Source organism: Mesorhizobium sp. P2_D6 (genome assembly GCF_056404315.1).
This window is the reverse complement of the sequence record NZ_JBFUEG010000003.1, coordinates 477,198-500,836: the sequence shown is the minus strand read 5'-3', so window position 1 is coordinate 500,836 and position 23,639 is coordinate 477,198. Positions and strand designations below refer to the sequence as shown.

The 23,639-nt window shown below is 61.7% G+C and carries 27 protein-coding genes and 1 tRNA gene; 14 read left to right on the top strand and 14 right to left on the bottom strand.

Annotated elements, in window-relative coordinates:
- Positions 1-13 precede the first annotated feature (13 nt).
- The 8 genes from AC1D1L_RS08880 to AC1D1L_RS08845 all read left to right on the top strand — a co-directional run bounded on the left by AC1D1L_RS08880 (position 14) and on the right by AC1D1L_RS08845 (position 4,466).
- Positions 14-1,060: a phage major capsid protein gene (locus AC1D1L_RS08880; RefSeq protein ID WP_477340530.1), complete on the top strand. Its 1,047-nt coding sequence runs from the start codon at positions 14-16 to the stop codon at positions 1,058-1,060.
- A 10-nt stretch (positions 1,061-1,070) separates the two neighbouring features.
- Positions 1,071-1,856 (top strand): hypothetical protein, encoded by a 786-nt coding sequence (locus tag AC1D1L_RS08875; RefSeq protein WP_477340528.1) that lies wholly within the window; start codon positions 1,071-1,073, stop codon positions 1,854-1,856.
- Entirely contained in the window at positions 1,853-2,137 is a 285-nt protein-coding gene (locus AC1D1L_RS08870; protein ID WP_477340526.1) for a hypothetical protein, read from the top strand. Before AC1D1L_RS08875 ends, AC1D1L_RS08870 begins: the two co-directional genes overlap by 4 nt.
- A gap of 81 nt (positions 2,138-2,218) precedes the next feature.
- Positions 2,219-2,587, top strand: a complete 369-nt coding sequence (locus AC1D1L_RS08865) for a hypothetical protein (RefSeq protein WP_477340525.1) — start codon at positions 2,219-2,221, stop codon at positions 2,585-2,587.
- 3 nt (positions 2,588-2,590) lie between these two features.
- Positions 2,591-2,887: a hypothetical protein gene (locus tag AC1D1L_RS08860; protein WP_477340523.1), complete on the top strand. Its 297-nt coding sequence runs from the start codon at positions 2,591-2,593 to the stop codon at positions 2,885-2,887.
- Positions 2,888-3,133, top strand: a complete 246-nt coding sequence (locus AC1D1L_RS08855) for a hypothetical protein (protein ID WP_477340521.1) — start codon at positions 2,888-2,890, stop codon at positions 3,131-3,133.
- Positions 3,134-3,168: 35 nt separating this feature from the next.
- Entirely contained in the window at positions 3,169-3,876 is a 708-nt protein-coding gene (locus AC1D1L_RS08850) for a hypothetical protein (RefSeq protein WP_477340519.1), read from the top strand.
- A 278-nt stretch (positions 3,877-4,154) separates the two neighbouring features.
- Complete coding sequence (locus tag AC1D1L_RS08845; protein ID WP_477340518.1) at positions 4,155-4,466, top strand: hypothetical protein; 312 nt, start codon at positions 4,155-4,157, stop codon at positions 4,464-4,466.
- On the opposite strand, the gene AC1D1L_RS08840 is transcribed toward AC1D1L_RS08845, so the two are convergent.
- Positions 4,463-4,765 (bottom strand): hypothetical protein, encoded by a 303-nt coding sequence (locus AC1D1L_RS08840; protein ID WP_477340516.1) that lies wholly within the window; start codon positions 4,763-4,765, stop codon positions 4,463-4,465. The genes AC1D1L_RS08845 and AC1D1L_RS08840 overlap by 4 nt on opposite strands.
- A 51-nt stretch (positions 4,766-4,816) precedes the next feature.
- Positions 4,817-5,068, bottom strand: coding sequence for a helix-turn-helix domain-containing protein (locus AC1D1L_RS08835; RefSeq protein ID WP_477340514.1), 252 nt, complete (start codon positions 5,066-5,068; stop codon positions 4,817-4,819).
- Between the two features lie 265 nt (positions 5,069-5,333).
- On the opposite strand from AC1D1L_RS08835, the gene AC1D1L_RS08830 reads away from it, so the two are divergent.
- Together AC1D1L_RS08830 and AC1D1L_RS08825 are read left to right on the top strand one after the other, a co-directional pair.
- On the top strand, positions 5,334-5,720 hold the full coding sequence (locus tag AC1D1L_RS08830) for a hypothetical protein (RefSeq protein ID WP_477340512.1): 387 nt from the start codon (positions 5,334-5,336) through the stop codon (positions 5,718-5,720).
- Positions 5,717-5,950, top strand: coding sequence for a hypothetical protein (locus AC1D1L_RS08825; RefSeq protein ID WP_477340510.1), 234 nt, complete (start codon positions 5,717-5,719; stop codon positions 5,948-5,950). The genes AC1D1L_RS08830 and AC1D1L_RS08825 overlap by 4 nt, the downstream gene beginning before the upstream one ends.
- 135 nt (positions 5,951-6,085) lie before the next feature.
- On the opposite strand, the gene AC1D1L_RS08820 is transcribed toward AC1D1L_RS08825, so the two are convergent.
- Positions 6,086-6,162 (bottom strand) — tRNA-Pro (locus AC1D1L_RS08820).
- 144 nt (positions 6,163-6,306) lie between these two features.
- Between AC1D1L_RS08820 and AC1D1L_RS08815 the strand changes: the two genes are divergently transcribed.
- Both AC1D1L_RS08815 and AC1D1L_RS08810 read left to right on the top strand, forming a co-directional pair.
- Positions 6,307-7,275, top strand: a complete 969-nt coding sequence (locus AC1D1L_RS08815) for a glycosyltransferase family 8 protein (RefSeq protein ID WP_477340508.1) — start codon at positions 6,307-6,309, stop codon at positions 7,273-7,275.
- A gap of 48 nt (positions 7,276-7,323) precedes the next feature.
- Positions 7,324-8,307, top strand: a complete 984-nt coding sequence (locus tag AC1D1L_RS08810) for a glycosyltransferase family 8 protein (protein ID WP_477340506.1) — start codon at positions 7,324-7,326, stop codon at positions 8,305-8,307.
- A gap of 35 nt (positions 8,308-8,342) precedes the next feature.
- Here the strand turns inward: AC1D1L_RS08810 and AC1D1L_RS08805 are convergent, their stop codons facing one another.
- The 4 genes from AC1D1L_RS08805 to AC1D1L_RS08790 all read right to left on the bottom strand — a co-directional run bounded on the left by AC1D1L_RS08805 (position 8,343) and on the right by AC1D1L_RS08790 (position 12,978).
- Entirely contained in the window at positions 8,343-9,650 is a 1,308-nt protein-coding gene (locus tag AC1D1L_RS08805) for an O-antigen ligase family protein (RefSeq protein ID WP_477340765.1), read from the bottom strand.
- Positions 9,651-9,655: 5 nt separating this feature from the next.
- Positions 9,656-11,191: an undecaprenyl-phosphate glucose phosphotransferase gene (locus AC1D1L_RS08800; RefSeq protein ID WP_477340504.1), complete on the bottom strand. Its 1,536-nt coding sequence runs from the start codon at positions 11,189-11,191 to the stop codon at positions 9,656-9,658.
- An 85-nt stretch (positions 11,192-11,276) separates the two neighbouring features.
- Positions 11,277-12,407 carry a glycosyltransferase gene (locus AC1D1L_RS08795; RefSeq protein ID WP_477340502.1) on the bottom strand — a complete coding sequence of 377 codons (1,131 nt, stop codon included), beginning with the start codon at positions 12,405-12,407 and terminating at the stop codon, positions 11,277-11,279.
- A gap of 7 nt (positions 12,408-12,414) precedes the next feature.
- Entirely contained in the window at positions 12,415-12,978 is a 564-nt protein-coding gene (locus AC1D1L_RS08790) for a polysaccharide biosynthesis/export family protein (protein WP_112561792.1), read from the bottom strand.
- A gap of 264 nt (positions 12,979-13,242) precedes the next feature.
- Here AC1D1L_RS08790 and AC1D1L_RS08785 point away from each other — a divergent pair, with 264 nt between their 5' ends.
- Entirely contained in the window at positions 13,243-15,459 is a 2,217-nt protein-coding gene (locus tag AC1D1L_RS08785) for a GumC family protein (RefSeq protein ID WP_477340500.1), read from the top strand.
- A gap of 120 nt (positions 15,460-15,579) precedes the next feature.
- Here AC1D1L_RS08785 and AC1D1L_RS08780 read toward each other — a convergent pair whose 3' ends face one another.
- The 6 genes from AC1D1L_RS08780 to AC1D1L_RS08755 all read right to left on the bottom strand — a co-directional run bounded on the left by AC1D1L_RS08780 (position 15,580) and on the right by AC1D1L_RS08755 (position 21,399).
- A complete protein-coding gene (locus AC1D1L_RS08780) occupies positions 15,580-16,416 on the bottom strand; it encodes a GNAT family N-acetyltransferase (protein WP_477340498.1) in 837 nt (278 codons plus the stop codon).
- Positions 16,417-16,419: 3 nt separating this feature from the next.
- The gene (locus AC1D1L_RS08775) at positions 16,420-17,166 is read right to left on the bottom strand and encodes an aspartate/glutamate racemase family protein (protein ID WP_477340763.1); all 747 of its coding nucleotides are present in this window, start codon (positions 17,164-17,166) and stop codon (positions 16,420-16,422) included.
- A 2-nt stretch (positions 17,167-17,168) separates the two neighbouring features.
- Positions 17,169-17,987 carry an ABC transporter permease gene (locus AC1D1L_RS08770; RefSeq protein ID WP_477340496.1) on the bottom strand — a complete coding sequence of 273 codons (819 nt, stop codon included), beginning with the start codon at positions 17,985-17,987 and terminating at the stop codon, positions 17,169-17,171.
- 1 nt (position 17,988) lies between these two features.
- Positions 17,989-18,903 (bottom strand): ABC transporter permease, encoded by a 915-nt coding sequence (locus tag AC1D1L_RS08765; protein ID WP_477340494.1) that lies wholly within the window; start codon positions 18,901-18,903, stop codon positions 17,989-17,991.
- An 83-nt stretch (positions 18,904-18,986) separates the two neighbouring features.
- A complete protein-coding gene (locus AC1D1L_RS08760) occupies positions 18,987-20,276 on the bottom strand; it encodes an ABC transporter substrate-binding protein (RefSeq protein ID WP_112561348.1) in 1,290 nt (429 codons plus the stop codon).
- Between the two features lie 34 nt (positions 20,277-20,310).
- Positions 20,311-21,399: an ABC transporter ATP-binding protein gene (locus AC1D1L_RS08755; RefSeq protein ID WP_477340491.1), complete on the bottom strand. Its 1,089-nt coding sequence runs from the start codon at positions 21,397-21,399 to the stop codon at positions 20,311-20,313.
- Positions 21,400-21,663: 264 nt separating this feature from the next.
- Here AC1D1L_RS08755 and AC1D1L_RS08750 point away from each other — a divergent pair, with 264 nt between their 5' ends.
- Positions 21,664-22,377, top strand: coding sequence for a GntR family transcriptional regulator (locus AC1D1L_RS08750; RefSeq protein WP_112561350.1), 714 nt, complete (start codon positions 21,664-21,666; stop codon positions 22,375-22,377).
- 3 nt (positions 22,378-22,380) lie between these two features.
- Here the strand turns inward: AC1D1L_RS08750 and AC1D1L_RS08745 are convergent, their stop codons facing one another.
- Complete coding sequence (locus AC1D1L_RS08745; RefSeq protein WP_477340489.1) at positions 22,381-23,610, bottom strand: GNAT family N-acetyltransferase; 1,230 nt, start codon at positions 23,608-23,610, stop codon at positions 22,381-22,383.
- Positions 23,611-23,639: the final 29 nt, after the last annotated feature.

Below are 23,639 nucleotides of genomic sequence, written 5' to 3'. Positions count from 1 at the left end.
GAGATTTCAGCCCATGCGCGGCGTCGTAGCAGTGAACCATGACTCCAGCACCAGCAACCTGGCCTTACTCGCAAAGGCGATTGCGCTTGGCGGCGACACGCGCCGCGATCAGATCGACATTGCCGAACGGCTCGGCATGCCCGAGCGTGTGAAGGCAGCGGTTGCCGCCGGGAGCACAATCGATCCTACACAGGTCGGCCTCACCAGCGCTGCGCAGATCGCGACCAGCTTTTTTCCGATCTTGCGGAACACGAGCGTGTTTTACAGGCTCCTGGCCGATGGCCTGATGCGCAAGCTTCCGTTGCGCATGCGTGTCAGCTTCACGTCTGGCGCCGCTGCAATGGCTGTCATCGGCGAAGCACAGGCGATCCGCGTCACCAGGATGACGACCGACGAGATCTTTCTCGATCCCTACAAATCGACCGGGATTTTGATTTTCACAAAAGAACTTTTGAAGTGGTTGACCACCGGCGGCGAGGCGTTCCTTTCGACTGAGCTGCGACGTGCGATCACCAAGAGCGTTGATGCCGGTTTTCTCGACTTGATCGAAGATGGCTCGACACCGACGCAGGCATCGTCCGGCTCGACCGAATCCGCCGCCTTGGCCGATGTCTACAACCTGTTCGAAGCGGTCCAGCTGACTTCGGAAAGCAAGCCGCTGCTCATTGCCTCGCCCGATGTCGCTCGGCGCGCTGCCACGCTGATTGGCGGCGGTGGCCGTGCTTTCCCGAATATGGGTCCGACCGGCGGCGAGATGTGCGGCGTCGCCTGCATGGCCGTTGACGCGCTCGCGGCGGGAACGCTCGGCCTTATCGACGGCGCCGGCATTGCTGGCGATTCGGAAGGGATTACGATCACGTCTTCCAATGAAGCGCTTGTGCAGATGTCGGACACCCCGGATTCTCCGGCAACCGCCTCAACCACGCTGATCAGCCTTTTCCAATCGAATCAGGTCGGCTTGAAGCCGGAGGCATATTTCGCCGCGCATCGGCTCCGAGACAACGCCTACGCGAAAATCACGGGCGTTCAATGGAACGCTTCTGGAAATAGCCCGGCTTGATGGTGACATCATGAGCACGGCAAAGACAAAGGCAAAGCAGCCGCCGATCATCTATCGTCGTGAACCATGGGCCGATGTCGATGACGAGATCAGGACGCTAACGGCAAGCATCAAGCAGCTTGCAGCCGACGAGGAAGACGCTGCCTACAAGCTGCAGGATACCCGGTGGCGCGCTGTCGGCAAGGCGCTGCAGGTGGCTCGCAGCAGCCTGGATAAGCTCGAAGAGAAACGCGCCCTGATCATGGCCGGCGCTTGGGTTGAGCCAGTCGTTGCCAAGGTAGCGCCTGCACCTGTTCGCGAGCATGCAAAATGGGAAATAAATGAGGCCGTCCTAAAGGGTGGCGCTCCAGAATATCCAAAGGCCGCACGTCCAGGTGACCGCGACGTTTGGAACGAGGGCCAGGACAAGTTCCGCGAATTCTGGATACAGGCTTCGCAAGACGCCTTGCGGAAGGCTGGCACAAGCCCGGATCAGAAGGTGGACCTCGAACTTGTGGCGACCCTGAGAGGGATCGAAGAGGCCCGATGGCTCTGGCTGTCTGCCCGTTGCAAGGCTCTGGAATCTCGCCTTGAGGCCATGGAAGAGGGCAAGGTGATAGGGGTCAAGTATCTCGGCACCTATCAGCGCGCCATGACCTACGACAAGGGCAGCGTGGTCACGCATCAGGGCGACATGTGGACGTGCCTGCAGAACGTTGCGGAAGGCATCGTGCCGGGCAGCAACACCGCTGCATGGCAGCTATCCAGCAGAAACGCCAAGCCTGTCACCGTCACCAAACCGAGGGCCAGCAAATGATCATCAACATCAACCTAGACGGACTGACGCCAGAGCAGATTGAGGCGAAGAACGGCGCTGCGTTCGATCTCGCCATTCAACGCCAGCTTGAGCGCGACGAGTTGTTTCTGTTCGACCACGGCGACCCGACCGAACAGGAAGTTACGGACTTCCTCGCAATGCGCCGCGCCGTCCATGCAGAGTGGAAAGCCGAGTGCATGGCAGAGGTGAGACGCTGGCTCCTCGATGAGAATGCGCCGGACAAAGCTGCAGTGACCTCCCGGGGGGGCCGATCGACCTAATTTGCGAGCAAAACCGCCTACCGGTCCCGAGGGTTTTCTTTCACGAAATGGAGCAAAACATTGGTGAGGCAAAAAAACTAAATGGCCAAAAACCTCAAACTGGTGGCTGACAACACGCCTTCGACCATGAGCCCACCCAGGCCGCTCGGGGTCCATGGCGAGCGTCTATGGCGAAGCGTTCATCTGCAGTACGGCATCGAGGACGCCGCCGGCATCGAATTTTTGCTGACGGCCTGCCAGGCGCTCGATCGGGCCGAGGCGCTGAAGGCGCAGATTGACGCCGATGGCGCCGTCATCCGAACCAAGGCCGGGCTCAAGGATCATCCGGGCTTGAAACACGAAACAGCCGCACGCTCCCTCTGCATTCGCACGTTGGCCAGGTTGGGGCTGGATCTGGAGCCCGTTCGCGCTGGTCCTGGCCGGCCTTCCGGCGGCGGATGGGAAGGCTAGTGCATGGCAACGAAGCGCAAACCCCTGCGGCGCCGGCAGACTGGCGGCGAGGCTGAATACAAGGCCTGGCATGAGGCCTTCACCTGCGGCTGTGACGGGTTTGGCGATCTGGAAGAGTTTGGCGTGTTCGATCCTGTCCATCGCATCATTCCAGTGTTCGAAATGCCCGCGGCTAAAATTGCCTTCCGCGTGATCGCCGCCGAGGCCTGGAAGCGTTTCGGAGCACGTTTCATGGCCGAATGGCAGCCATCGGAATTCCGAGACACGCCTTGGGCGCTGGACGAATTTGGAGCGCCATAAATGGCAACGAAACGCACACCGCTTCACCGCGACATCAAGCGCCGGATCACTCCCGCCGCGATAGACGCGTTCACGGCCGGCGACCGCCTGGGCCTCTACAACGCTTTGAACCTCAAGCCGTGGCAGCCGAATCCATTTGAATGTGACGGTCCGGAGCCGCCAGCGTGGGCAAAGGGCACGGCCTGGGCAGCAGATTGGCCGATGATGTGGAAAATCCGGCAGGATCTGGAGGCGGCGAGCAAATGATGATCGCCGGCCACGCCACAGAAAGGTGAAACACGATGCTGCTTTCAAGCGGATCTTTCTTCAACGGCACCGGTGGCCCACCTCCCGCGCCGCCAATGGTCTACAGCTTCGAGGGGTACACGCTCGATAACTCCAATCTCACCACATACACATTCAATACCAAGAACGTCGGTGCAGCCGGAGCCGGTCGCGTGATCGCCATAGCCGTCCAGTCTCGCCCGACGAGTATCGGCACTCCCCGGACCGTCTCTGGTGTTACCTGCAACGGCAACGCCATGACGGCTGGCCCGCAAGTCGTGGGCGGCAGCAACGGCCAAGGCACCTTGGCCTGGTTCTATCTCGTAGAGCCCACGGGGACCACGGCCAACTTCGTCGTCACCTTCAGCAATGGCACCCAGAATTGCGCAATTGCGACGCACCGCCTTTTCCCCGCCAGCAGCACTCCCGTTGACACCGCATCTGTCTCGGGAGCGACACCTTCGACCATGACTGATCTTGAGGTCAAGACAGCCGGGCTGGCCCTCATAGCAGTCGACACAGGTCGTGCGGGAACACCTTCACTGGACTCCAGCTCGTGGAACGGAGTGGACACCCCGGTCCACGATCTGACCGATCAGTTGAACGACCAAAGTGGCTGCCTGAATATCTTCTCGATTCCGACGACAGAGAACGACACCGGTCGGGACTTCACCGCAGCGGACGCCGGGCAGACCGTGATCATAGTCGGCATCTCGTTCCAGTGAGATCAGCCGGCGAAGAGCGTCCCGACCCTGCCGCTGCCGACGAGCTAGGATGCCGGCAATCGGCTCCATCCGCGTTCTTTAGCGCGATCAGACCACAGAGAATAATCGTCGCCACCAGGATCAACGCCCACGACACAACGCCGCGCGTAAGGCCTCTCCTGCGACCGCGCAGGGCCTTGTCTCGCCAGCGTTTGGCCTCATCAGCCCCTATGTTTAGTTTATCCATTGCCGTCTCCCCAATGGGCCAGAATGCGACTCATGCCGGTTGGTGTCCAGCCGTGCCTCACCTCGACGCGCTGGCGAGGCTGCAGGCGCCGCGCTATATCGGCCGCATGGGCAAGGGCTGGACGTTCCAATCTCTGATCGATGACAAGATGTCGGTGACGGCGTACTGCCATAACCGGGCATGTCACCATAAGCAGGCGCTCGATCTGGTGAAGCTTCGCGACCGTTTTGGCCCAGACGCTCCGGCCATGGAGTGGGATATCAGGCCTAAGCTTCGGTGCAAGAAATGCAACGGCAATGACGTCGGGCTGATCTATACGCCCGACACGAGTCCGACCGGATACGGCAAGGCCAAAGGCGGCTAGTCGACCAGATCGCGCAGCGGCTTCTTGCGTGTTGGCGGCCGATGTTTCTCTACCAGTCTCACCTTGTCCAGGGCGACCGTCACCAGCGGCCGCAGGGTGATTGTTACCGTTTCGTCATCGATGCGCGTGACCTCGCCGGTCAATTCGATCTGCTGGCCGCGCTTCACCTTTGAGGAATTGCGGATCGAATGCGGGAAGTTATAGGACGGAATCGAAACGCTAACGGTGTCGTCATCGACCCGCCGCCGCACGATGGCTGTTACTGCCACCAGATCACCAATGCCAATTTCCCGCGCCATGCGGAAGATTCTGGCGCAGGCAATGCCTTAGTCAAGCGATAGCTAATATAATTAGCCGGAACCGTCCTGGCCACCCTTCCGCAACCTCACCCCGGCGCCGCCGCCATTCTCAGGGATGAACTCGACGCCGGCAGATTCGAGCGCGGCGCGGATGGCGCCTAGGTTGTTGACTGACGGGACACGGCGCCCCTTCTCGAAGTCGCGGATCGTGCTCTGGCTCAGGTTCGAACGGTCCGCCAATTCCTGTTGCGACCAGTCGACCAATCCCCGCGCTGCTCGCGACTGTGAAGGCGTCATCGTCATTCCCGCTGCATCTCCTGTTCCGCGAAATCCGTCTAGCATAAACGAAATTCGTTGACACGACGAATGTTTAACGGTTTACAAGAACTGTAAACGCTTTTCGTTGAAAGGACGATATAATGCTGAACACACCTGTTCCGGCACCTGGCGGAGCTATGCCCGCCTTCTGCCGCGTCATCCGCCTGCGCTTCGCTCTCCTGCTTTTGCGAACCGCGAACCGACTTTCGGACCGTGCCGACCGCATCATCAGCCGAGAGGAGGATCGGCGATGAACGCTCACGCCTCTCTAAAGCCCCTTGGGATGCCGAAGGGCATGGACCCTCGCCAATGGCGCCAGTCAGTACAGAAGCGCCTGAACGACCACCTTGACCGCGCCATGAGCCTGATAACCGCGCTCGACTTGATGGAGGTCGATTGCGATCTGGAGGAAACGGCAGACGACGAGCCGTCGCTCGGCTGGACGGAGCGCGGCGGATCAGGCTTGGCGTCATACAGTGCGCCGAACCTTCCGGCCGGTGACGTGCTCGACCTCGAAATGGACAACTGCGACGACGAGGACACTCACGACGCGGAGGCGTATTGCCCCGAGGACTACGGCGAAACGACCATGTGGCCGGATGATCTGACCGATCAGACTGTGCTGGTGTCGCTATGACCGGTAACCGCTTCGTAGACCAAGGCGACATGACTGCCGAGCAGATTATTCAGACCAGCTTTGATCTGCTCGCGATATTGCACCTTCTCAGAACCGCAGCGGATGCGGCGGCGGGAGACAGTATGTCATCAGAGGTGAGTGCTTCGATTGCTCGGGGGCTGACTCTGGCCATTGAACTTCATGCGCCTCTGCATGACGCTCTCGAAACCCATGAGGGCACCAAGGGCTGAACAAACTCGCAAGGTTTGGAGTTTGAAGCCCGCTGCCTCACGGTGGCGGGCTTTTTGTTACCCTTGCCGTTACCCTGGGCTAAAATTTCGGGAAATCGAGAGTTGGACTTTTGGGGGTAAGTCCTTGTTTTATAATGGTCGGAGTGGCCGGATTCGAACCGACGACCCCTTGACCCCCAGTCAAGTGCGCTACCGGGCTGCGCTACACTCCGGACCGCGCAAAGCCATATATTTTCAAGGGTTATGGTGCAAGCGCTAAAACGGCGCGTTGGACCGGAAAAGTCGCCAGGCATCCGGCCTTGTCGACGCTACGCCAAGGCGATATGGCTCGCCCATATCGATTAGAAGGATTGCGCGTGGCCAATTCCTGTTTTTTTCTTGCGGCTGACGCCAACTATTTTCCGTATGCATGCTTGGCGGCGCGCAGAATTCTGGACGTTTCGGGAGAAGCAACGCCAGGCTTCATCCTGCATGTCGGTCCACGCGATACCGATATGCGTGTTGCTGATCGCCTGCTGAAGAACAGCCTTCGCATAACGGACGTCTCGGCGTTGTTTGCGCAGGCCGGCCATACTTTCCGGCCGAGCAATGTCGGCACTTTTGTGCGGCTTTTCGCCGACCAATTGCCTCAGTTCACGGACTACGACCGAATCGCCCATGTCGATTGCGATGTTCTGTTCAATCGGGATATCGGTGACCTGGTGGGCCAGACTTTGAATGCGCCGTTGTTGGCCGCCCATGACGATTATATGTACTTCCGCCCGGGCTACCGGCAGAAGTTGTCGATGCAGCCGGGAGCGCCTTACTTCAATGCCGGTATCATTGTCTTCAATATGCCGTTGGTGCGTGAACAGGGCCTCTTGCACCGCGCCAGGGACGTGGCCGTTGCCGGGCAGATGAACGACCAGAACGCGCTGAACATCGTCTTCGAGGGCAAGTGGCAGACGATGCATCCGAACTGGAATTTGATGTCCAACGATACGAAGGAATTTCGGTTCGCCCAAGCCTATGCACGGCATTTCGCCGGCGGCAAGCCGTGGGGGAGCCAGGTCGACGTGGAGCCCGAGGCGCTTGCAGTCTGGCGCGGTCTGGCAAGGGATACACCCTGGCTTCAGCCCTTTATGCAGCGCATTCCCTTCGAGAGGGGTGTCATGAGGCGCTTCGCCCGCAAGTTCGACGGCATCATGGGGATGCTGCCGAACAAGGATCGGTATCGGCGGCGCGCAAGGTATGATGGCAGCAAGGTGCATAAGATGTATGCCGAGCATGCCCTTGCCGGTGCGATGGCCGTGCAATTTCCCGAAGTACTCGGCGGTTTCGCTTGAGATATCCGCGACTTCAATCCGTAAGGCGCAGGGCAGGAGAATTAGACTGTGTCGCAAACGTCATGCTTCTTTTTCGCCGCCGATCAAAGGTATTTTCCGTACACCTGCTTGGCAGCGCGCCGTGTCTTGGATCTATCCGGCCCAGTCGACGGCTTTATTTTGCACACCGGCATCATTCCCAGTGAAGATCGGTCTGCCGGCGAGCGTTTGCTCGGTGGGAGGATCAGCATCATCGACGTAACGAAGTTCATGGAGGCGACGAACTTCAATCGCGGAACGCATCCCACCCTTGCGACCTACATCAGGCTGTTCGCGGACAAATTGCCTGAATTCGAGCCATATGACCGCATCGCCTATTCCGACGCCGACGTGCTCTTCAACCGATCGATAGCCGATCTCTGCAACACACCGCTCAACGCGCCGTTGCTGGCCGCTCACGACGAGCAGACCTACTTCGACGCGAAGTACAGGCAACATCTGCCGATGCAGCCCGGTGCGCCGAAATTCAATGCTGGCGTTCTTCTCTTCAACATGCCGCTACTCAGGGCTGAGGGGCTCCTGGAGCGTACGCGGCAGCTGGCGTCGGAACATGTCTACGGAATGGATCAGGGCGCGTTGAACGTGGCCTTCGAAGGCCGGTGGCAGACGATGCATCCGTTCTGGAACGTGATGACCAACTACAGCAGCCAGATCCCGTTCCGCAGGTCCTACGCCCGTCACTTCGCCTGGGGCAAACCTTGGGAGCCTCGCCCGGTCGGTGTCGAGGTCGACGCCATGGCGATCTACCGCGATCTGGCGAAAGGCACGCCCTGGGCCGGCCGCTTCAGCCGCAGCTGGCCGATCAAGCGAGGCATATTGAAGAACCTCGGCCGCAAGTTCGACGCCATCAGCGGCATTTTGCTGAACGACGAGAAGCGCAAACGCAGGGCGAGGTTCGACGCGGAAAAGGTCAGTGCCATCTTTGCCAGCCACGCCGACAATTCGATGCTGGCCGTGCAATACCCCGAACGGGTCGCCGGCATCGCGAGGTAGGTGAAATATCTCTGCAATCCGTCAGCAGGGCGGAGTCATCCGAACTCGGCGGCTTTCCCATCGATTCGGATTGTCTCCGCCATCAATTCCCTCTGATGCCGGTATTCCAGCGCAATCGCGCCCCAGATCAGGCCGAGCAGCAGGTAGACGTGGCGCCAGTGGTCGATGTCGATGAAGGTGCCGAGCCCGATATTGCCGATGAAGGCGACATAGGCGCACAGCAGATAGGGCTGCCAGGGCCGGTCGCGCAAAAGGATGCGGAAGCCGGCGGCTATCGTCCACAAAGTCAGCGACAGGAATGAGACGAAGCCGAGCCAGCCATAGTCCATCAGCGTCTTCAGCCAGATGTCGTGCGTGTCTTCGCCAAAAATGGTGCCGAACACCAGCGGTCCGATGCCGAGCGGATGCTCGAGCGCCATCTGGAAGCCGATCGTGTAGCGGGCGAAACGGCCAAGCCGCGCCGTGTCGTAGCTCTGTTCCAGCTGGGCGCGGCTGGAAAACATCTCGCTGACGCCGGGCAGCTGCAGGATGACGATCATGGCGACCACCAGCAGCGTGACAGCCGCAATGGTCATGATGACGACGCGCAGCCGGAACTTGCCGCTGTTGCTCTGCAGGAACAGGGCGCCGGTGAGCAGGATCGCCGAAACGGCGAACATCCCCCAGGCGCCGCGCGAAAACGAAAAGAAGATGCCGGCGGTGATGATCAGCAGCGGCACCGCCAAAAGCGGCATGCGCGCGATCGACCCGGTCAACATGAGATAAAGCAGGTAGATGCCGGGCAGCACCAGGAACGGTCCGAACACGTTCGGATCCTGGAAGGCGCCCTGGGCGCGGTCGTATCTGGTGAAGATGTCGGCGCCGGGGAAGGCGTGGAAATAGCCGGCAATACCAAGCAGCGCTGTCGCCACGGCGGAGACGACATAGGCGATGAAGATCAGCCGGTAGAGACCAGGCTGCACTGCCGTCACCGAAGAGAAGAACACCGCGGTGAAGGCGAGGAACAGCGAGACGGCGAGATAGAGTGGCGTGTTGGCGAGATCGGCCATCTGCGTCATTGCGATCATGCCGCCGATGTTCATCGTGATCAGCAGCACAAGCAGCGGCACGGCAGCGCGCGATATGCGCAGGCCAAACAGCGCCCACACGCCGATCAGCCCAACCATGAAGAGATCGTAAGGCGCCGGTTCGTCGATGACGAAGCCCGAGAGGAAGACGCCAAAAAACACCGCGCCTGAGGATATCAGCGCGATCAGCTTGGCGTTGACCGCCGATGGCGGCAATGTGTTGACCRCCGATGGCGGCAACGTGTTGACCGCAGCCTGCGGCACATCATGGGAAATCGCGCTCAATAGGCGTTTTCCGTGTTGAGCAGCCGCAGCGGCGTCAGGAGCAGGATGCGCAAGTCGAACAGCATCGACCAATTCTCGATGTAATAGAGGTCGTACTCCGTGCGCATGCGGATCTTTTCATTGGTGTCCATCTCGCCGCGCCAGCCATTGATCTGCGCCCAGCCGGTGACGCCGGGCTTGACCTTGTGGCGGGCGAAATAGCCGTCGACCACCTCGTTGTAGAGCAAATTGTGCGATTGCGCGGCGATCGCGTGCGGGCGCGGACCGACCAGCGACAGCGAGCCGAGCAGCGAGTTGAAGAACTGCGGCAGTTCGTCGATCGAGCTCTTGCGGATGAAGCGGCCAACCCGGGTGACGCGCGGATCGTTCTTGGTCACCGTCTGCTTGGCGCTCGGGTCCGAGCTGTCGGTGTACATGGAGCGGAATTTATAGACCTCGACGATCTCGTTGTTGAAGCCGTGCCGCTTCTGCTTGAACAGCACCGGCCCCTTGCTGTCGAGCTTGATGGCGAGGGCCGTCACCAGCATCACCGGTGAAAACAGGATGATGCCGACCAGCGAAAAGACGATATCGAAAGCGCGCTTGGCGACCGAATCCCAGTCGTTGATCGGCCTGTCGAAGATGTCGAGCATCGGCACCGAGCCGATATAGGAATAGGCGCGCGGGCGAAACTGCAGCGCATTCGAATGCGCCGAGAGCCGGATGTCGACCGGCAGCACCCAGAGTTTCTTCAGCAACTGCAAGACTCGCGTTTCGGCAGTAAGCGGCAACGACACGATCAGCATGTCGATGCGCGCGATGCGGGCGAATTCCATCAGCTCCGAAATGGTACCGAGCTTGGGGTAGCCTGCCACGATCGGTGGCGAGCGCTTGTCGCCGCGATCGTCGAAGATGCCGCAGATGCGGATGTCGTTGTAGGGCTGCTTTTCGACCGAGCGGATCAGCATCTCGGCCGCCTTGCCCCCGCCGACGATGACGGCACGGCGTTCCATGCGGCCGTCCCGCGCCCAGCGCCGGATCAGCTTCGACATCACCAGGCGCAGGACAAACAGCAGAAGCAGGCCGATGACGAACCAGGTGCCGAACAGCAGGCGCGAATAATCCTCCGACATCTTCATGATGAAGGCCGTCAGCGCCATCAGCGCGAAGGTACCGGCCCAGACCGCCAGCACGCGGCCGAGGTTGGAGATCGGCCGCATCAAGGCGGAGATCTGGTAGCAATCGCTGACGTCGAGCAACACGACGGCCAGGAACGAGGCCGCGGCGATGGTCAGCGGATATTGCCAGGCGAGGTAAGTGAAGAAGCCGACAAAATGAAAGTAGAGCACGAGCCCCGACAGGAACAGCAAGGCGAATTCGACGATGCGCAGCACGCCGCTGACCATGACCGGCGACATCGTATCGCGCCGGTATTGCGAGGCAACCTGGCGGGCAACATTGTTCATGCCGCCGGGCGTGGGGCTCTCGGCAGGACCGTCGAATTTGCGCACCGCATCGGCCGAAAAGCGGCGCCTGGGGTCGGTCTCGTTCATCGGGTTTCCCGCAAGCTTCCGCCATGACCATAGCAGAAAGAGAGCTAAAAAAACCTTGAGACAACCTGTGGTTTTGGGAGGTAGCCTATTTGCTGAGCGCGGCGAAATAGGCCTTTTCGATTTCGGCAGCCATCACATCGGCGCCGAAGCGCGCCTTGAGGCTGGCGGTGTCGGGCATGGCGCGCCGATAGGCGTCGAGATCGCCTAGCGCCTCGCCCATCTTGTCGCCGAGGTCGCGCGAATCGGGACGGATCAGGGCAGGGGATCCCTCACCGAAGATTTCGGGTATGCCGCCGACGGCGGTGGCGATCATCGGCCTGCCGGCGGCCAGGGTCTCCAGCACGATATAGGGCATGGCTTCCGCGCGCGACGGCACGACCACGAGGTCGGCCAGTGCAAAGGCGTCCCTGGCTGGCATTGGCGGCAGGAAGCGAACCTGTTTTTCGAGCCCAAGCCGTTTCACCTGCGTGTGGTAGCGTGGCAGGTCGTCGCCGTCGCCAACCATGACTGCGGTCAAGCGACGCTCGAGCTGCGTGCCGACCAACGCCAGCGCGTCGATGAAGATGTCCGGGCCTTTGAGGTCACGCATCATGCCGATGTAGAGCAGGTCAGCGGCATCAGGCGCGGTTACCACCGGCTCGAACTCCGCAGCGCGCAGGCCGTTATAGACCAGTGCGTTCGGGATCGGCGGCTCGCCGACCTTCCGCCGGTAGGTGCGTCGCTCATAGTCGGAGACGAACAGCAGGCAGTCGGTGAAGCGCGCCATGAAGCGCTCCAGCGCGAAGAACAGCTTCCCGGTCGTCGTCGTTTCGTCATAGTGGAGGGAGCCACCATGCGGCGAATAAAGGCGGGCTACGCGAGACCTTGATACCCGCAACAATGAGCCGAACAGACGGGCATAGGCGCCACCTTTGGCGCCGTGCCCGTGCAACACGTCCGGCCGCAATTCCTTGATGATTCGATAGGTACGCCAGGCCGAGGCGAGGTCGCCCGGTCCAACATGGCGCTGCATTGGTGTGCGATGGATACCCAGCGCCAGGCTGTCCTTCATCTGGTCGAACAGGTGTTCTTCGTATTCGCCGCCAGTGGTCGAATCGCAGACGATGCCGACAACGTGCCCAGCGGCGAGCTGTGCCTCCGTCAGGTCGCGCACATGCCGGAAGATCCCGCCGACGGGTGAGCGAAAGCAGTGGACGATCCTGAGCTGGTCCGCCACGTTGATGTCAGAACAGGCGTTCGCGAACGTAAACGGTATCGCCAGGCAGCAAGGGGTCGGAGGTGACCACCCTGCCGGTCATCACCTTGCCGTTGATGTCGCGGGTGATATCGACGCTTTCCTGGTTGGCACGCGGCGAGAAACCGCCAGCAATCGCAATCGCCTTCTGCACGGTAAGCCCCGGCACATAGGAATACTGGCCGGCAGCACCCACTTCGCCCATGACGAAGATCGGCCGGTAGCGGTCGATCTCGACCGACACATCGGGGTCGCGCAGATAGCCCTGGCGCAGTTTGTCGGCAATCTCTTTTTCCAGCTGCTGGGCCGTGTGGCCACGTGCCGGCACGGCGCCGACGAGCGGGAAGGACATGTAGCCGGACTGGTCGACGCTATAGGTGTTGGTCAGCCCGTCCTGCTCGAACACGGTGACGCGGACACGGTCGCCGGCGCCGAGCCGGTAGGGCTGGTCGAGCACTTCGTGGAAGGCCGCCGGCGTCGGCCGGTAGCTGGAGCAGCCGGCGAGCATCGACACGGCCAGCAGAGCGCGAAACAGACCAGCAGCGCTTTTCATGATCGGACACATACCTTCGTCGCTGTGGCCGCCATGATGCGGCGGCAAACCTTAAGGATCTGGGTTTGTTATCATCCTGTTAGGGTTAATGGCCGGTAAAGGGATGCGGCCGATTTGGCGGCAATTGACAAAAGCCGAGTAGTTTCACGGCCTTTGTTTGCCTGCTGTCAGCAAACCCTAATGGGTGCTTACCGCCATCTTAACGGCTGAGTTACCATAGCTGTTTACGGTAACGTCTAGACTCATGTTCCGGAGCAGGAATGCATGTCCGTTCAGTCCGCGGCCGCAGATGTCGATGTCGACCTGAGACAGCTCTTCGCCAGTCTGGCCAGGAACTGGCTGCGCATCCTTGTGGTCACGCTGGTGGTGACAGGGCTGGCGTTCGCCTTTGCCTCGCTGGCAACCCGGCACTACAAGGCCCAGACGCAGGTGGAGATCGTTCCGCGTGAATCCGTCTATACGCGGCCGCCCAGCAACAACGACACCGACAAGCCAATTCTCGATGAACAAGGCATCGCCACTCAGGTCCAGATTATTTCCTCCAACGAGATCCTGAAGCAGGTCGCTGAAAAGCTTGGTCTGGAAAAACTCCCCGAGTTCGACGATGCGCTCGACATGTCGCCGTTGAGTCGGGCTCTGGTCCTCTTCGGCTTGAAAAGCGACCCAATGGAAATTCCGGCGGAAGAGCGTGTCCTCAAGAAAATGCACGAGAAGCTCAACGTCTATGGTGTCGAGAAGACGCGCATCATTGCCATTGAGTTCTCATCGGAAAACCGCAAGCTCGCGGCCAAGATACCAGATGCCATTGCCGCCGCCTACATCGCTGGGCAAGGGGCGGCCAAACGCGAGTCGAACAACGCCGCTGCCGATTTTCTGGCGCCGGAGATCGCAGACCTGCAACAGCAGGTCAGGGTTGCCGAGGACAAGGTCGCTGACTACCGCGCCCAGTCCGATCTTCTGATGGGCGGCAACAATTCGGTGCTGGCGACGCAACAGCTGTCCGAACTGTCGAGTGAACTGATGCGCGTGCGCGCCAACCGCGCTTCGGCGCAAGCGACCGCCGACAGCGTGCGCAAGGCATTGCAGGGCGGCGGCTCGCTGGATGCGGTGCCGGAGGTGCTATCGTCCGATCTCATCCAGCGCCTGCGCGAGCGCCAGGTCGAGTTGAAGACCAACATCGCCGATCTCTCCACCACCTTGCTCGACAATCATCCGCGCATCCGTGCGCTGAAATCGCAGCTCGCCGATCTCGACGGCCAGATCCGCATCGAAGCGCAAAAAATCATGAAGGGGCTTCTGACGCAGGCGCAGACCGCGCAGGCTCGCGAAAACCAGCTCATATCAGATCTCAATACGCTGAAGGCCGCATCGGCGCGCGCCGGGAAGGAGCAGGTCGAACTCGACGCGCTGCAGCGCGATGCAGCCGCTAAACGTCAGCAACTTGAACTGTACCTGACCAACTATCGTGAGGCGGCTTCGCGCCAGGATCGCAAATATCTGCCGGTTGACGCTCGGATAGCCTCAAAGGCCTCGGTGCCGTCAGAACCCTATTTCCCCAAACTCGTCCCGATCGTCGGCGCCGCTTTCGTCGGCTCGCTGCTGCTGATGTCGATCATCACGCTTCTGCAGGAGCTGTTTTCGGGCCGCGCCATGCGTCCGGCTCCCGGCACCCGATATGAGCGCATCGAACAGGTGGCAATGCCAGTCGCGTCGGTGCCGGTCGTCGAGCCGAAACCGGTGGCAGCTAAGACCGGGGAGGCGGAAGACCGGCCGGCGGACATGGAGCATGAACTGGAGCCGAAGGCGGTTCCCGAGTCTGCCCCCGCAGCGGGGGAAGAAGCAGCGGCCGCAGACGCGGAACCCGAACCGGTGCGCTCCAGGCTTGGCGAGATCGATGTCGAGAAGGCGGCGGAAAAGCTGATCGCCAGCGGTGCTGCGCGCGCCATCTTCGTCTCGCCTGAAGGCGATGAGGCCGCGGCCTCGGCTGTGCTGGTGGCACGCGAAGTCTCCGACGCAGGCCTGCGCGTGCTGCTGCTGGACCTAACCGCATCGGGTGCGGCCTCGCGGCCGATGCTGGACAGCGGACTGTTCCCCGGCATTACAAATTTGCTCGCTGCCGAAGCGCAGTTCGGCGACGTCATCCACGCCGACCTTTATTCCGACTGCCATGTCATTCCCGTCGGCACCGCCGACCCGGTCCGCGCCATGCGCGCCGCCGATCGGCTGCCGATCATCATGCAGTCGCTGACCACCGCCTATGATCTGGTCATTGTCGAATGCGGACCGGCCGACGCGCACAGCATCAGCCGACTGGTTGGCGACAGCACCGAGGTCTTCCTCTCCATGCTGCAAGCGGACGATGAGGTGGCGCAGGCCGCCGTCAAGCTGATTGAGAGCGGCTATCCCGACCTCACTCTGGTGACGCCGATTGGCCTTGAGACGCCGGGACACCCCGTGCCGGGACGACGTAGCGCCGCCTGAGACATCAGACACTTCTACTTAGGCGGCGCTTCTACAGATTGGATCGTCCATCGCGCGCCGGTTCCCAAAAACCAAAGCCGTCAGCCGCGTCTCGCCAAGCCTGTCAGGCTGCGCCTGGATCTACCCTAACTCCAGGGTCGTCACGCCAAATATTCGGCGCGAGTCGACCTTCGGAGGCGTGCCTTTGTACATGCGGGTGGTGGTGAAGGTCGGCCTGAAACCAATCGCTGCAAGCGCCGTAGTGAAATCGATATTGTCGGCTGGAACGTCGATATGCAGGTCGCCGCCTTCGCATGCACCAGCCAGACTGCCCAACAGTTGCATCGCCGTCTCGGTGTCGTCGGCAAACAGCGGGCCGACCTTGTAACCCGAACGGCAGGGACGAGCCACGGCGTAGCCTATGGTGCCGAGCGAACTGATCGCGGCGAACCCGACATGCGGTGGTTGCGACCAACGGTGCAGGAAGGCCCGCCGAGGTGCGGGAAAACAGCGGGCGTCATAGGCGATGATGTCGGGCACCAGTTGCGTGCTTATCGTGCGCACCCCATCGCTTCGGACGGACGGTATCGCGGTACGGCCGCTGAAGCGGATCGTTTCGTAAGCTGGCCTGAATCCCTTACGCCGATAGTTGGCCAACTGTGCTGCGACGCCGTCGAGGCCGACTGTTCGGCCGGCCAGCCTGGCCATGCCGGCGCCCCAGACCGCTTTGCCGTGGCCTTGGCCGCGCATATCTGGTCGGCAGATGTAGAGACCGATGAAACCGAAATTGCCGCCATAGGCGACAGCCGAGATGGCGGCCACCAACTCGTTGCCGACGAAGGCGCCGATGAAGCCTTCAGGGTCGGTTGGCTGAAACGCGGCGGCATCGTCGAGGCCAGGGTTCCAGCCTTCGGCGGCCGCCCAGTCGATAAGAACGGCCAGTTCTTGCAGCGACAGCGCACGGATGGTCGGCTTCATGGCTCACTCCGCGGAGATAGTTCCGGGCGAGAAGGATTTCAGCACGCCGCGATAGGACTTGGCCAGCGGGCTGGCATAGGCACCGCGCTTCGAGGTCGACAGCCCCAATGCGATCAGCGCCTCGGCCTGCTTGACCGCCGCGCCGACGCCGTCGATGACCGGCAGGTCGAACTCGTCCTGCAATTGGTGGGCCAGGTCGGCCATGCCGGCGCAACCGAGCACGATGGCCTCGGCGCGGTCCTCCTCAATGGCACGGGCGATCTCGCCGCGAAGTTTCTCGACGGCGCCGGATGTACTGTCTCCAAGGGAAAGCACGGGAATGTCAGCGGCGCGCACGCGGGCACGCCCGGCCATGCCGTAGCGCTGCACCAGGCCCTCGACAGGGACACGCGAGCGTTCGGTGGTCGTTACGACTGTGAAGCGCTGGGCAATGTACGAGGCGACACTGAGTGCGGCCTCACAGATGCCGATGACCGGAATGGAGGCCATGGCACGTGCCGCGTCCAGGCCCGTATCGTCGAAACAGGCAATGATGGCGGCCTGCGCGCCGGCACGCTCACCGGCAGCGATTTCCATCAGCAGGCCAGGCACGGCGAGCGCCTCGTCGTAATAGCCCTCGATCGAGGCCGGACCCATGGAGGAGGTGACGGCCACCACCTCTGTCCAGGCGCCGGCGACGCCGCGCGCGGCTGCCGCGATCGTCTCGGTCATGCTCGCCGTCGTGTTGGGGTTCACCACCAGTATCTGCACAATCAAACCCTGGCCCGCCTGCGGCCGACATAGAGGATGGCACCCAGCGTCGCCAGGATCACCAGGAAGGAGAACACGGTGGTCACCGTGCCCAGTGCGTAGAGCACCGGCGTCGTGACATTGGTGGTCATGCCATAAATCTCGAGCGGCAGCGTGTTGAAGGTGCCCGACGTCATCAGCGTGCGGGCGAACTCGTCATAGGACAGCGTGAAGCCGAACAGGCCGACGCCAATCAGGCTCGGCGCGATCATCGGCAGCACGACATGGGCGAAGGTCTGCCAGGAGTTGGCGCCCAGGTCACGCGCGGCTTCCTCATAGGCGGGCGAGAAGCGGTTGAAGACGGCGAACATGATGAGCACGCCGAAGGGCAAGGTCCAGGTCAGGTGCGCGCCGAAGGCTGACGTGTACCAGGCCGGTCGGAAGCCGATCTGCTGGAAGACGACGCCGATGCCGAGCGAAATGATGATCGAGGGTACGACGAGGCTGGCGACCGCCAGGTAGAACAGCGCGGTGGCGCCGCGAAATTTCTGCCGGAAGGCGAGCCCCGCCAGCAGCGACACCACAACGGTGACGACCATCACCATCAGGCCCAGCACCAGTGAGCGCTTGAAGCTGCCGCCGAAATCGCCGACCGCCTGGCGCTCGAACAGATTGGCGAACCAGTGCAGCGACACGCCATTGAGCGGGAAGGTGAGGCCGCCGGTCTCGCCCTGGAAAGAAAGGATCAGGATCGCCGACAGCGGACCATAGAGGAACAGGACGAACAGAATGAAGAAGGCCGCAAGCACATAGAATTCGAGGGTGCGTTTTTCGTGGCTCACCTCAAAGCTCCTTGCGGATGTCGACGATGCGCAGGATGCCGGCGACCATCAACAGCACCAACACCAGCAACACCACGGCATTGGCGGCGGCGGCAGGATATTGCAGCAGCGACATCTGGTTCTTCATCATCAGTGCGACCGACGCGCTCTGGCCGCCCGACATCACCTGCACGGTGGAGAAATCGGCCATCACCAGCGTAACGACGAAGATGGTGCCGATCGCCATGCCGGGCTTGGCCAGCGGAATGATCACGTTCCACAACACCTGCCAGCCGGACGCGCCGGCATCACGCGCGGCCTCGAACAGCGAACGATCGATCCGCATCAGCGTGTTGAAAATCGGCGTTACCATGAACAGCGTATAGAGATGCACCATGGCGAGCACGACCGCGAATTCGGAATAGAGCAGCCATTCGATGGGTTTCGGCACCAGCCCCAATTGCACCAGCGTCGAGTTGATCAAGCCGTTGCGGCCAAGAACCGGGATCCACGAGATCATGCGGATGATGTTGGAGGTCAGGAACGGTACAGTGCAAACCAGGAACAGCACCATCTGCATGGCCGTGGTGCGGATGTGGAAGGCAAGGAAATAGGCCACCCAGAAGCCGATGAACAAGGTCAGCGCCCAGACGATGGCAGCGAACTTGATGGTGTTGAGATAGGTCTTCCAGGTGACCCAGGAGCCAAGCACGTCTGAATAGTTCGTCGTCAGGAAATCCGGATACATGGCGGCGAAGTCGTAATCCCAGAAGGATACGACGGCGATCATGATGATTGGCAGAAGCAGGAACGCGCCTAGGATGAGTGCCAGCGGTGCCGACTGCAAATAGGGCGTGACGGCGCTGAGCGAGAAGCGGCCGCGCTTAGCGGGCTTGGCGGCGGCGGTTGTCACAGGCTGCTCGAGAGCCACGGTCATGTGGAAAATCCTCGGCGTGATCGTGATGACTCGCGATCCTTCGCGGCGCGAAGGATCGCAACATCACAGTGAACGCGTCCGCTTTACGCCGCGATGAACTCGTTCCAGCGCTTCACCATGTAGCGGTCCTCGTCCATGACCGAGTTCCAGCAGGCGACCTTCCCCATGCGTTCCTCGAACGAGCCGCCGTCGCGCACGGCGCCGGCCTTTTCCATGACTGTGCCGTCCGGCGCCTTGATCTCGCCCTTGGCGGGCTTGCCCTCGATCCAGTAGCCCCATTCGTCCTCGGACATGAACTTCTTGGCCGAGACCATGTTGGCGGAATAGTAGCCCTGACGATTGAGATAGCCGCCGACCCAGCCCGACGTGTACCAGTTGATGTATTCGTAGGCCGCGTCGAGCTCGGCGCCCTTGAGATGGGCGGCAAGGCCAAGGCCGCCGCCCCAGGAGCGGTAGCCTTCCTTGAGCGGCTGGAAGCGGCAGGCGATGCCCTTGGAGCGCACCGCGGCGACGGCCGGTGACCACATGGACTGGATGACCACTTCGCCCGATGCCATCAGGTTGACGCTCTCGTCGAACGACTTCCAGAAGGCGCGGAACTGGCCGGCCTGCTTGGCTTTGATCAGGAAGTCGATCGTCTTGTCGATCTCTTCCTTGGTCATGTTGCCCTTGTCGGCATATTTTATGTTGCCGGTGGCCTCCATGATCATGGCCGCATCCATGATGCCGATGGACGGGATGTTGAGGATCGCGGTCTTGCCCTTGAAGGCGGGGTCCATGATATCGGCCCAGGTGGTGATGTCGCGACCGACGAGGTCGGGCCGGATGCCCAGCGTGTCGGCGTTATAGATCGTCGGCACCATGGTGAACCAGTTGGTGGGGGCCTTGGCGAAGGTCTTTGAGTCCTGCGCCTCGACATAGCCGACCGTGTGCGGCGCGGTGCCCTGGGCAATGACGCTGTCGGGGGTCAGTTTGCCGGTTTTGAACAGCGGCACCAGCTCGTCGTAGTATTTCAGCTTGCTGACATCCATCGGCTGCAGCACGCCGCTCGGGAATACCTTCTTGCAGATCCAGTATTCGATGTCGGCAATGTCGTAGCTGTCGGGCTGGGTGACGGCGCGCTGGGCGGCGGCGTCGGAATCGGTCGCCGTCATCTCAAGCGTGATGCCGAGGTCGGCCTTGCACTTGTCGGCGATGGCGTTGAGGTTCGAGACGCCGGTGCCGAACTGGCGCAGCGTGATGTTGGACTGCGCCCAGATGGTCGGGAAGCCGGTGATGACGCCGGAGCCGGCGGCGAGGCCGACGGCGGCGGCGCCGGTCTTGAGCAGCGAGCGGCGCGAAATGCCAGTCTTGGTTTGCGGTGTGTTTGTCATGCTTATTCCCCTGTTTTGTTTTGCTTCGTTGAATTCATGAATGAAGGCGCCCGAGGACGATGGCGTCCTCGGAATCCCAGGCGAGCGGTACGGCGTCGCCAATGGCGACGGGTTTGGCGAAAAAGTCGGAATCGTCGACGATGACCGTGAAATCGTCGATGCCGGCTCCGGCCACCGACAGCTTCACCGTGGCGCCGCGATATTCGATGTTGGAGACGATGCCGGTGAAGCCGAGGCCGGGCGAGGGTGGCTCGCCGATGCGCACATGGTCGGTGCGGATCGCGATTTCGATCGCGGCCCCTGCTTCCTGGCCTTGTCCGCAGGCAGCGAGCGAGCCGCCGCCATTGACGTCGAAAACGACCATGCCGTCGCGCGCGCCGCTGACCCGGCCGGAGATGACATTGTGGTCACCCATGAAGCGCGCGACGAAGGCCGTGGCCGGGCGTTCGAACACGTCGCGTGGGGGTGCCGCCTGTTCGATGCGGCCGTCATTCATCACCACGATCAGGTCCGCCAAGGCCATGGCCTCCTCCTGGCTGTGGGTGACGTGGACGAAGGTGATGCCGAGCGAAGTCTGCAGCTTCTTCAACTCGGCGCGCATGCGGATTTTCAGGAACGGGTCGAGCGCCGACAGCGGCTCGTCGAGCAGCAGCGCCTCAGGGTCAGTGATCAACGCGCGGGCGAGTGCGACGCGCTGCTGCTGGCCGCCGGAAAGCTGCGCTGGGCGGCGCGTCGCATAGGCCTCCATCTGCATCAGCTTGAGCATGTCGAGCGCCTTGGCGCGGCGCTTTTCCTTGTCGACGCCCTTCATCTTCAGGCTGAAGGCGACATTGTCGATGAGGTCGAGATGCGGGAACAGGGCATAGGACTGGAACATCATCGCCGTGCCTCGCTTGGCGGGCGGCAGGTCGGTGACGACGGTGTTGCCAAGCCGGACATCGCCCGACGAAATGCTTTCGTGGCCGGCGATCATGCGCAGCGTCGAGGTCTTGCCGCAGCCGGAGGGCCCGAGCAGGCAGCAATAGGTGCCGGCCGGTATTTTCAGGCTGATGGCCTCGACGGCAGTCGTCGTTCCGTACACTTTCGAAACGGACACGATGTCGATCTCGGCGGCTTTGGACATTCAGGCTTCCCCGTTTGGTCGCATTAACCAAAGCATCATGCGTGCCAATTTGCGGGTCAGCGGCCAAGCGATTGAATTGTCTGAAAAATCAGGCTTCGGCAGTGTTGCCTGTCTGGCGAGCTTCCTTGTGCGTTGCACAAATTATGGGCGATTGTTCGCGATTTGCACAGGAATCGTATGCAATCTTTTTTAGCTTCGTGTCCACTTTGCCTCTCGTGTGCAGACGATGAGTCGCGCTAGAAGGGGGCGGGAACCATCATCGCCATGAACATTGCCGATCAGATCTATTCCGCAGCCGACAGCGCCAATCAGGATCGCGCCCAGGCGATCCGCGATAATCTGCGCGACGCCATCGTCGACCGACGGCTGGCGCCGGGCACCAAGCTGTCGGAAGGCGAGGTCGGCACGCTGTTTGACGTCTCGCGCACCGTCGCGCGCGCGGCGCTGCAGATGCTGTCCTTCGAGGGGTTGGTGCGTACCGAGCGAAACCGCGGCGCCTTCGTTGCCAACCCGTCGCCCGAGGAAGCGCGCCAGGTGTTCGCCTCCCGCCGGCTGATCGAGCCGGGCCTTGCCACTGCCGCCTGCGGGCGGGTCACAGCCACAGATATCGCCGCGTTCCGCGCCCAACTCGATGAGGAAGGCCGCTTCATCGCCGAACGCGGTCCGACCGCGCGGCGCTCCGAAATCAAGGCGTCAGGTGATTTCCATCTGCTGCTGGCCTCGGTCGCCGGCAACGCCATCCTGCAGCGCTTTATGGAGGAATTGGTTGCGCGCTCCTCACTGGTTATCGCCCTTTACGGCCGCTCTGGCGTGTCAGCCTGCGGGCATAGCGAGCACACGGGGATTGTCGGTGCGCTGGAGAGCGGCGATTGCGGGTTGGTGAGCCGTCTGATGCTGCATCACATCGACCACATCGAGGCTGATCTCGATCTGCGTGTCAGGGCCGGTCCCGCGCTGCGCGAAGCTCTCAATTTCTGACGGCTAGTTTTCGTCTTCCGTGGTGGCGGGCGCCGCCTGTCCGGCCGCCTTGCGGCGCAGCATCTTGGTCAGCTTCCAGATCGTCGGGCTGTTCTTGATGAAGGCTTTCGCCCGCGCGCCTTGCCGCAGCGCCGACGCGAGGGCGCCTCCCTTCAGTGTCAAGGGCACCAGCACCTCGAAATGCTGGGTCTCAATATCGCACCAGAGGCGCTTATAGGGCTCGTCGCCGACCGAGAAATCATAGACTTCGAAACCCGTCTCGCAGGCTTCCTGGATGTTGTCGAAGAACAGGAAGTCGCCGGGGCTGGTGTGGCCGAGATCGTCCTCGGCGATGGCTCCGAATTCGCAGATCAGGCGCTTGCCCGAGCGGCTCGAGCCGGTGATGGCGCGCAGCTTGCCGGCCACTTCCAGCCCATGCAGCACAAAGGCCGGTTTCTCCTCAGCCAGCGCGCCGGCGAACAAAGCGCGGAAGAAGGCGCGCACCTCCGGGTCGCCGAAGACATTGGCAATGCCCATCTTGGCGAAGCGGAATTCCTTCATCTCGAAGAAAGCATCGAGCAGCCTGTTCACCTCTTCCGTCGTCCGCGCTTCGATGCGGCGATGACTGCCGACAGCCTCGAACTTGCGCGTCTGCGAACGGTGCTTCTTGCGTTTGCGCTTGCCGCTCGCGCGGGAGAGCAAAGCATCGAAACCACCATCGAGGTCGACGGCGAGCGACAAATTGGGGCTGGGGAAATGCGCGAATGCCGCCAACGGATTGGCAACACCATCGAGATCGGGCAGCAGCCTTTCCAGCGCAACGAGGTCGATGTCGGAACGCGCCTTGCCGATCGCCGTCACCAGCTTGCGGATCGCCCCGGCATCAGTCTTTGCCAGCCAGGCTTCATCGGCGGCGGCGAAATTGCCGTTGGCATGACGGCCGCCCATGAAGCGGGCGACGCGGAGTGGACCAGTTCGTGTGATTTCCAGTGCCAGCGAGAAGACCGGCCGGTCCTCGATTTTCAGCGTGGCGACGACGGCATCGGGATTGGCCTGCGCTGTCCAGGCGCGGGCCCAGGCGGCGCTCTGCGCCGGCGCAAACAGCGCGGAACGGCAGAATTCCCCGTAAGAGGCGAGCGCGGCAGCGTCGGCGATCGACACCGACAGGCTGGTCTGGTCGGCAGCCGTTGCGCGCGCGGACGCCTTGCTAGCGGCGAGCCGATTGCCGTCAAATGACGCGGTGGCGTCAACCATACCTCAATCCTTAAGGCGTATTCGTCGCG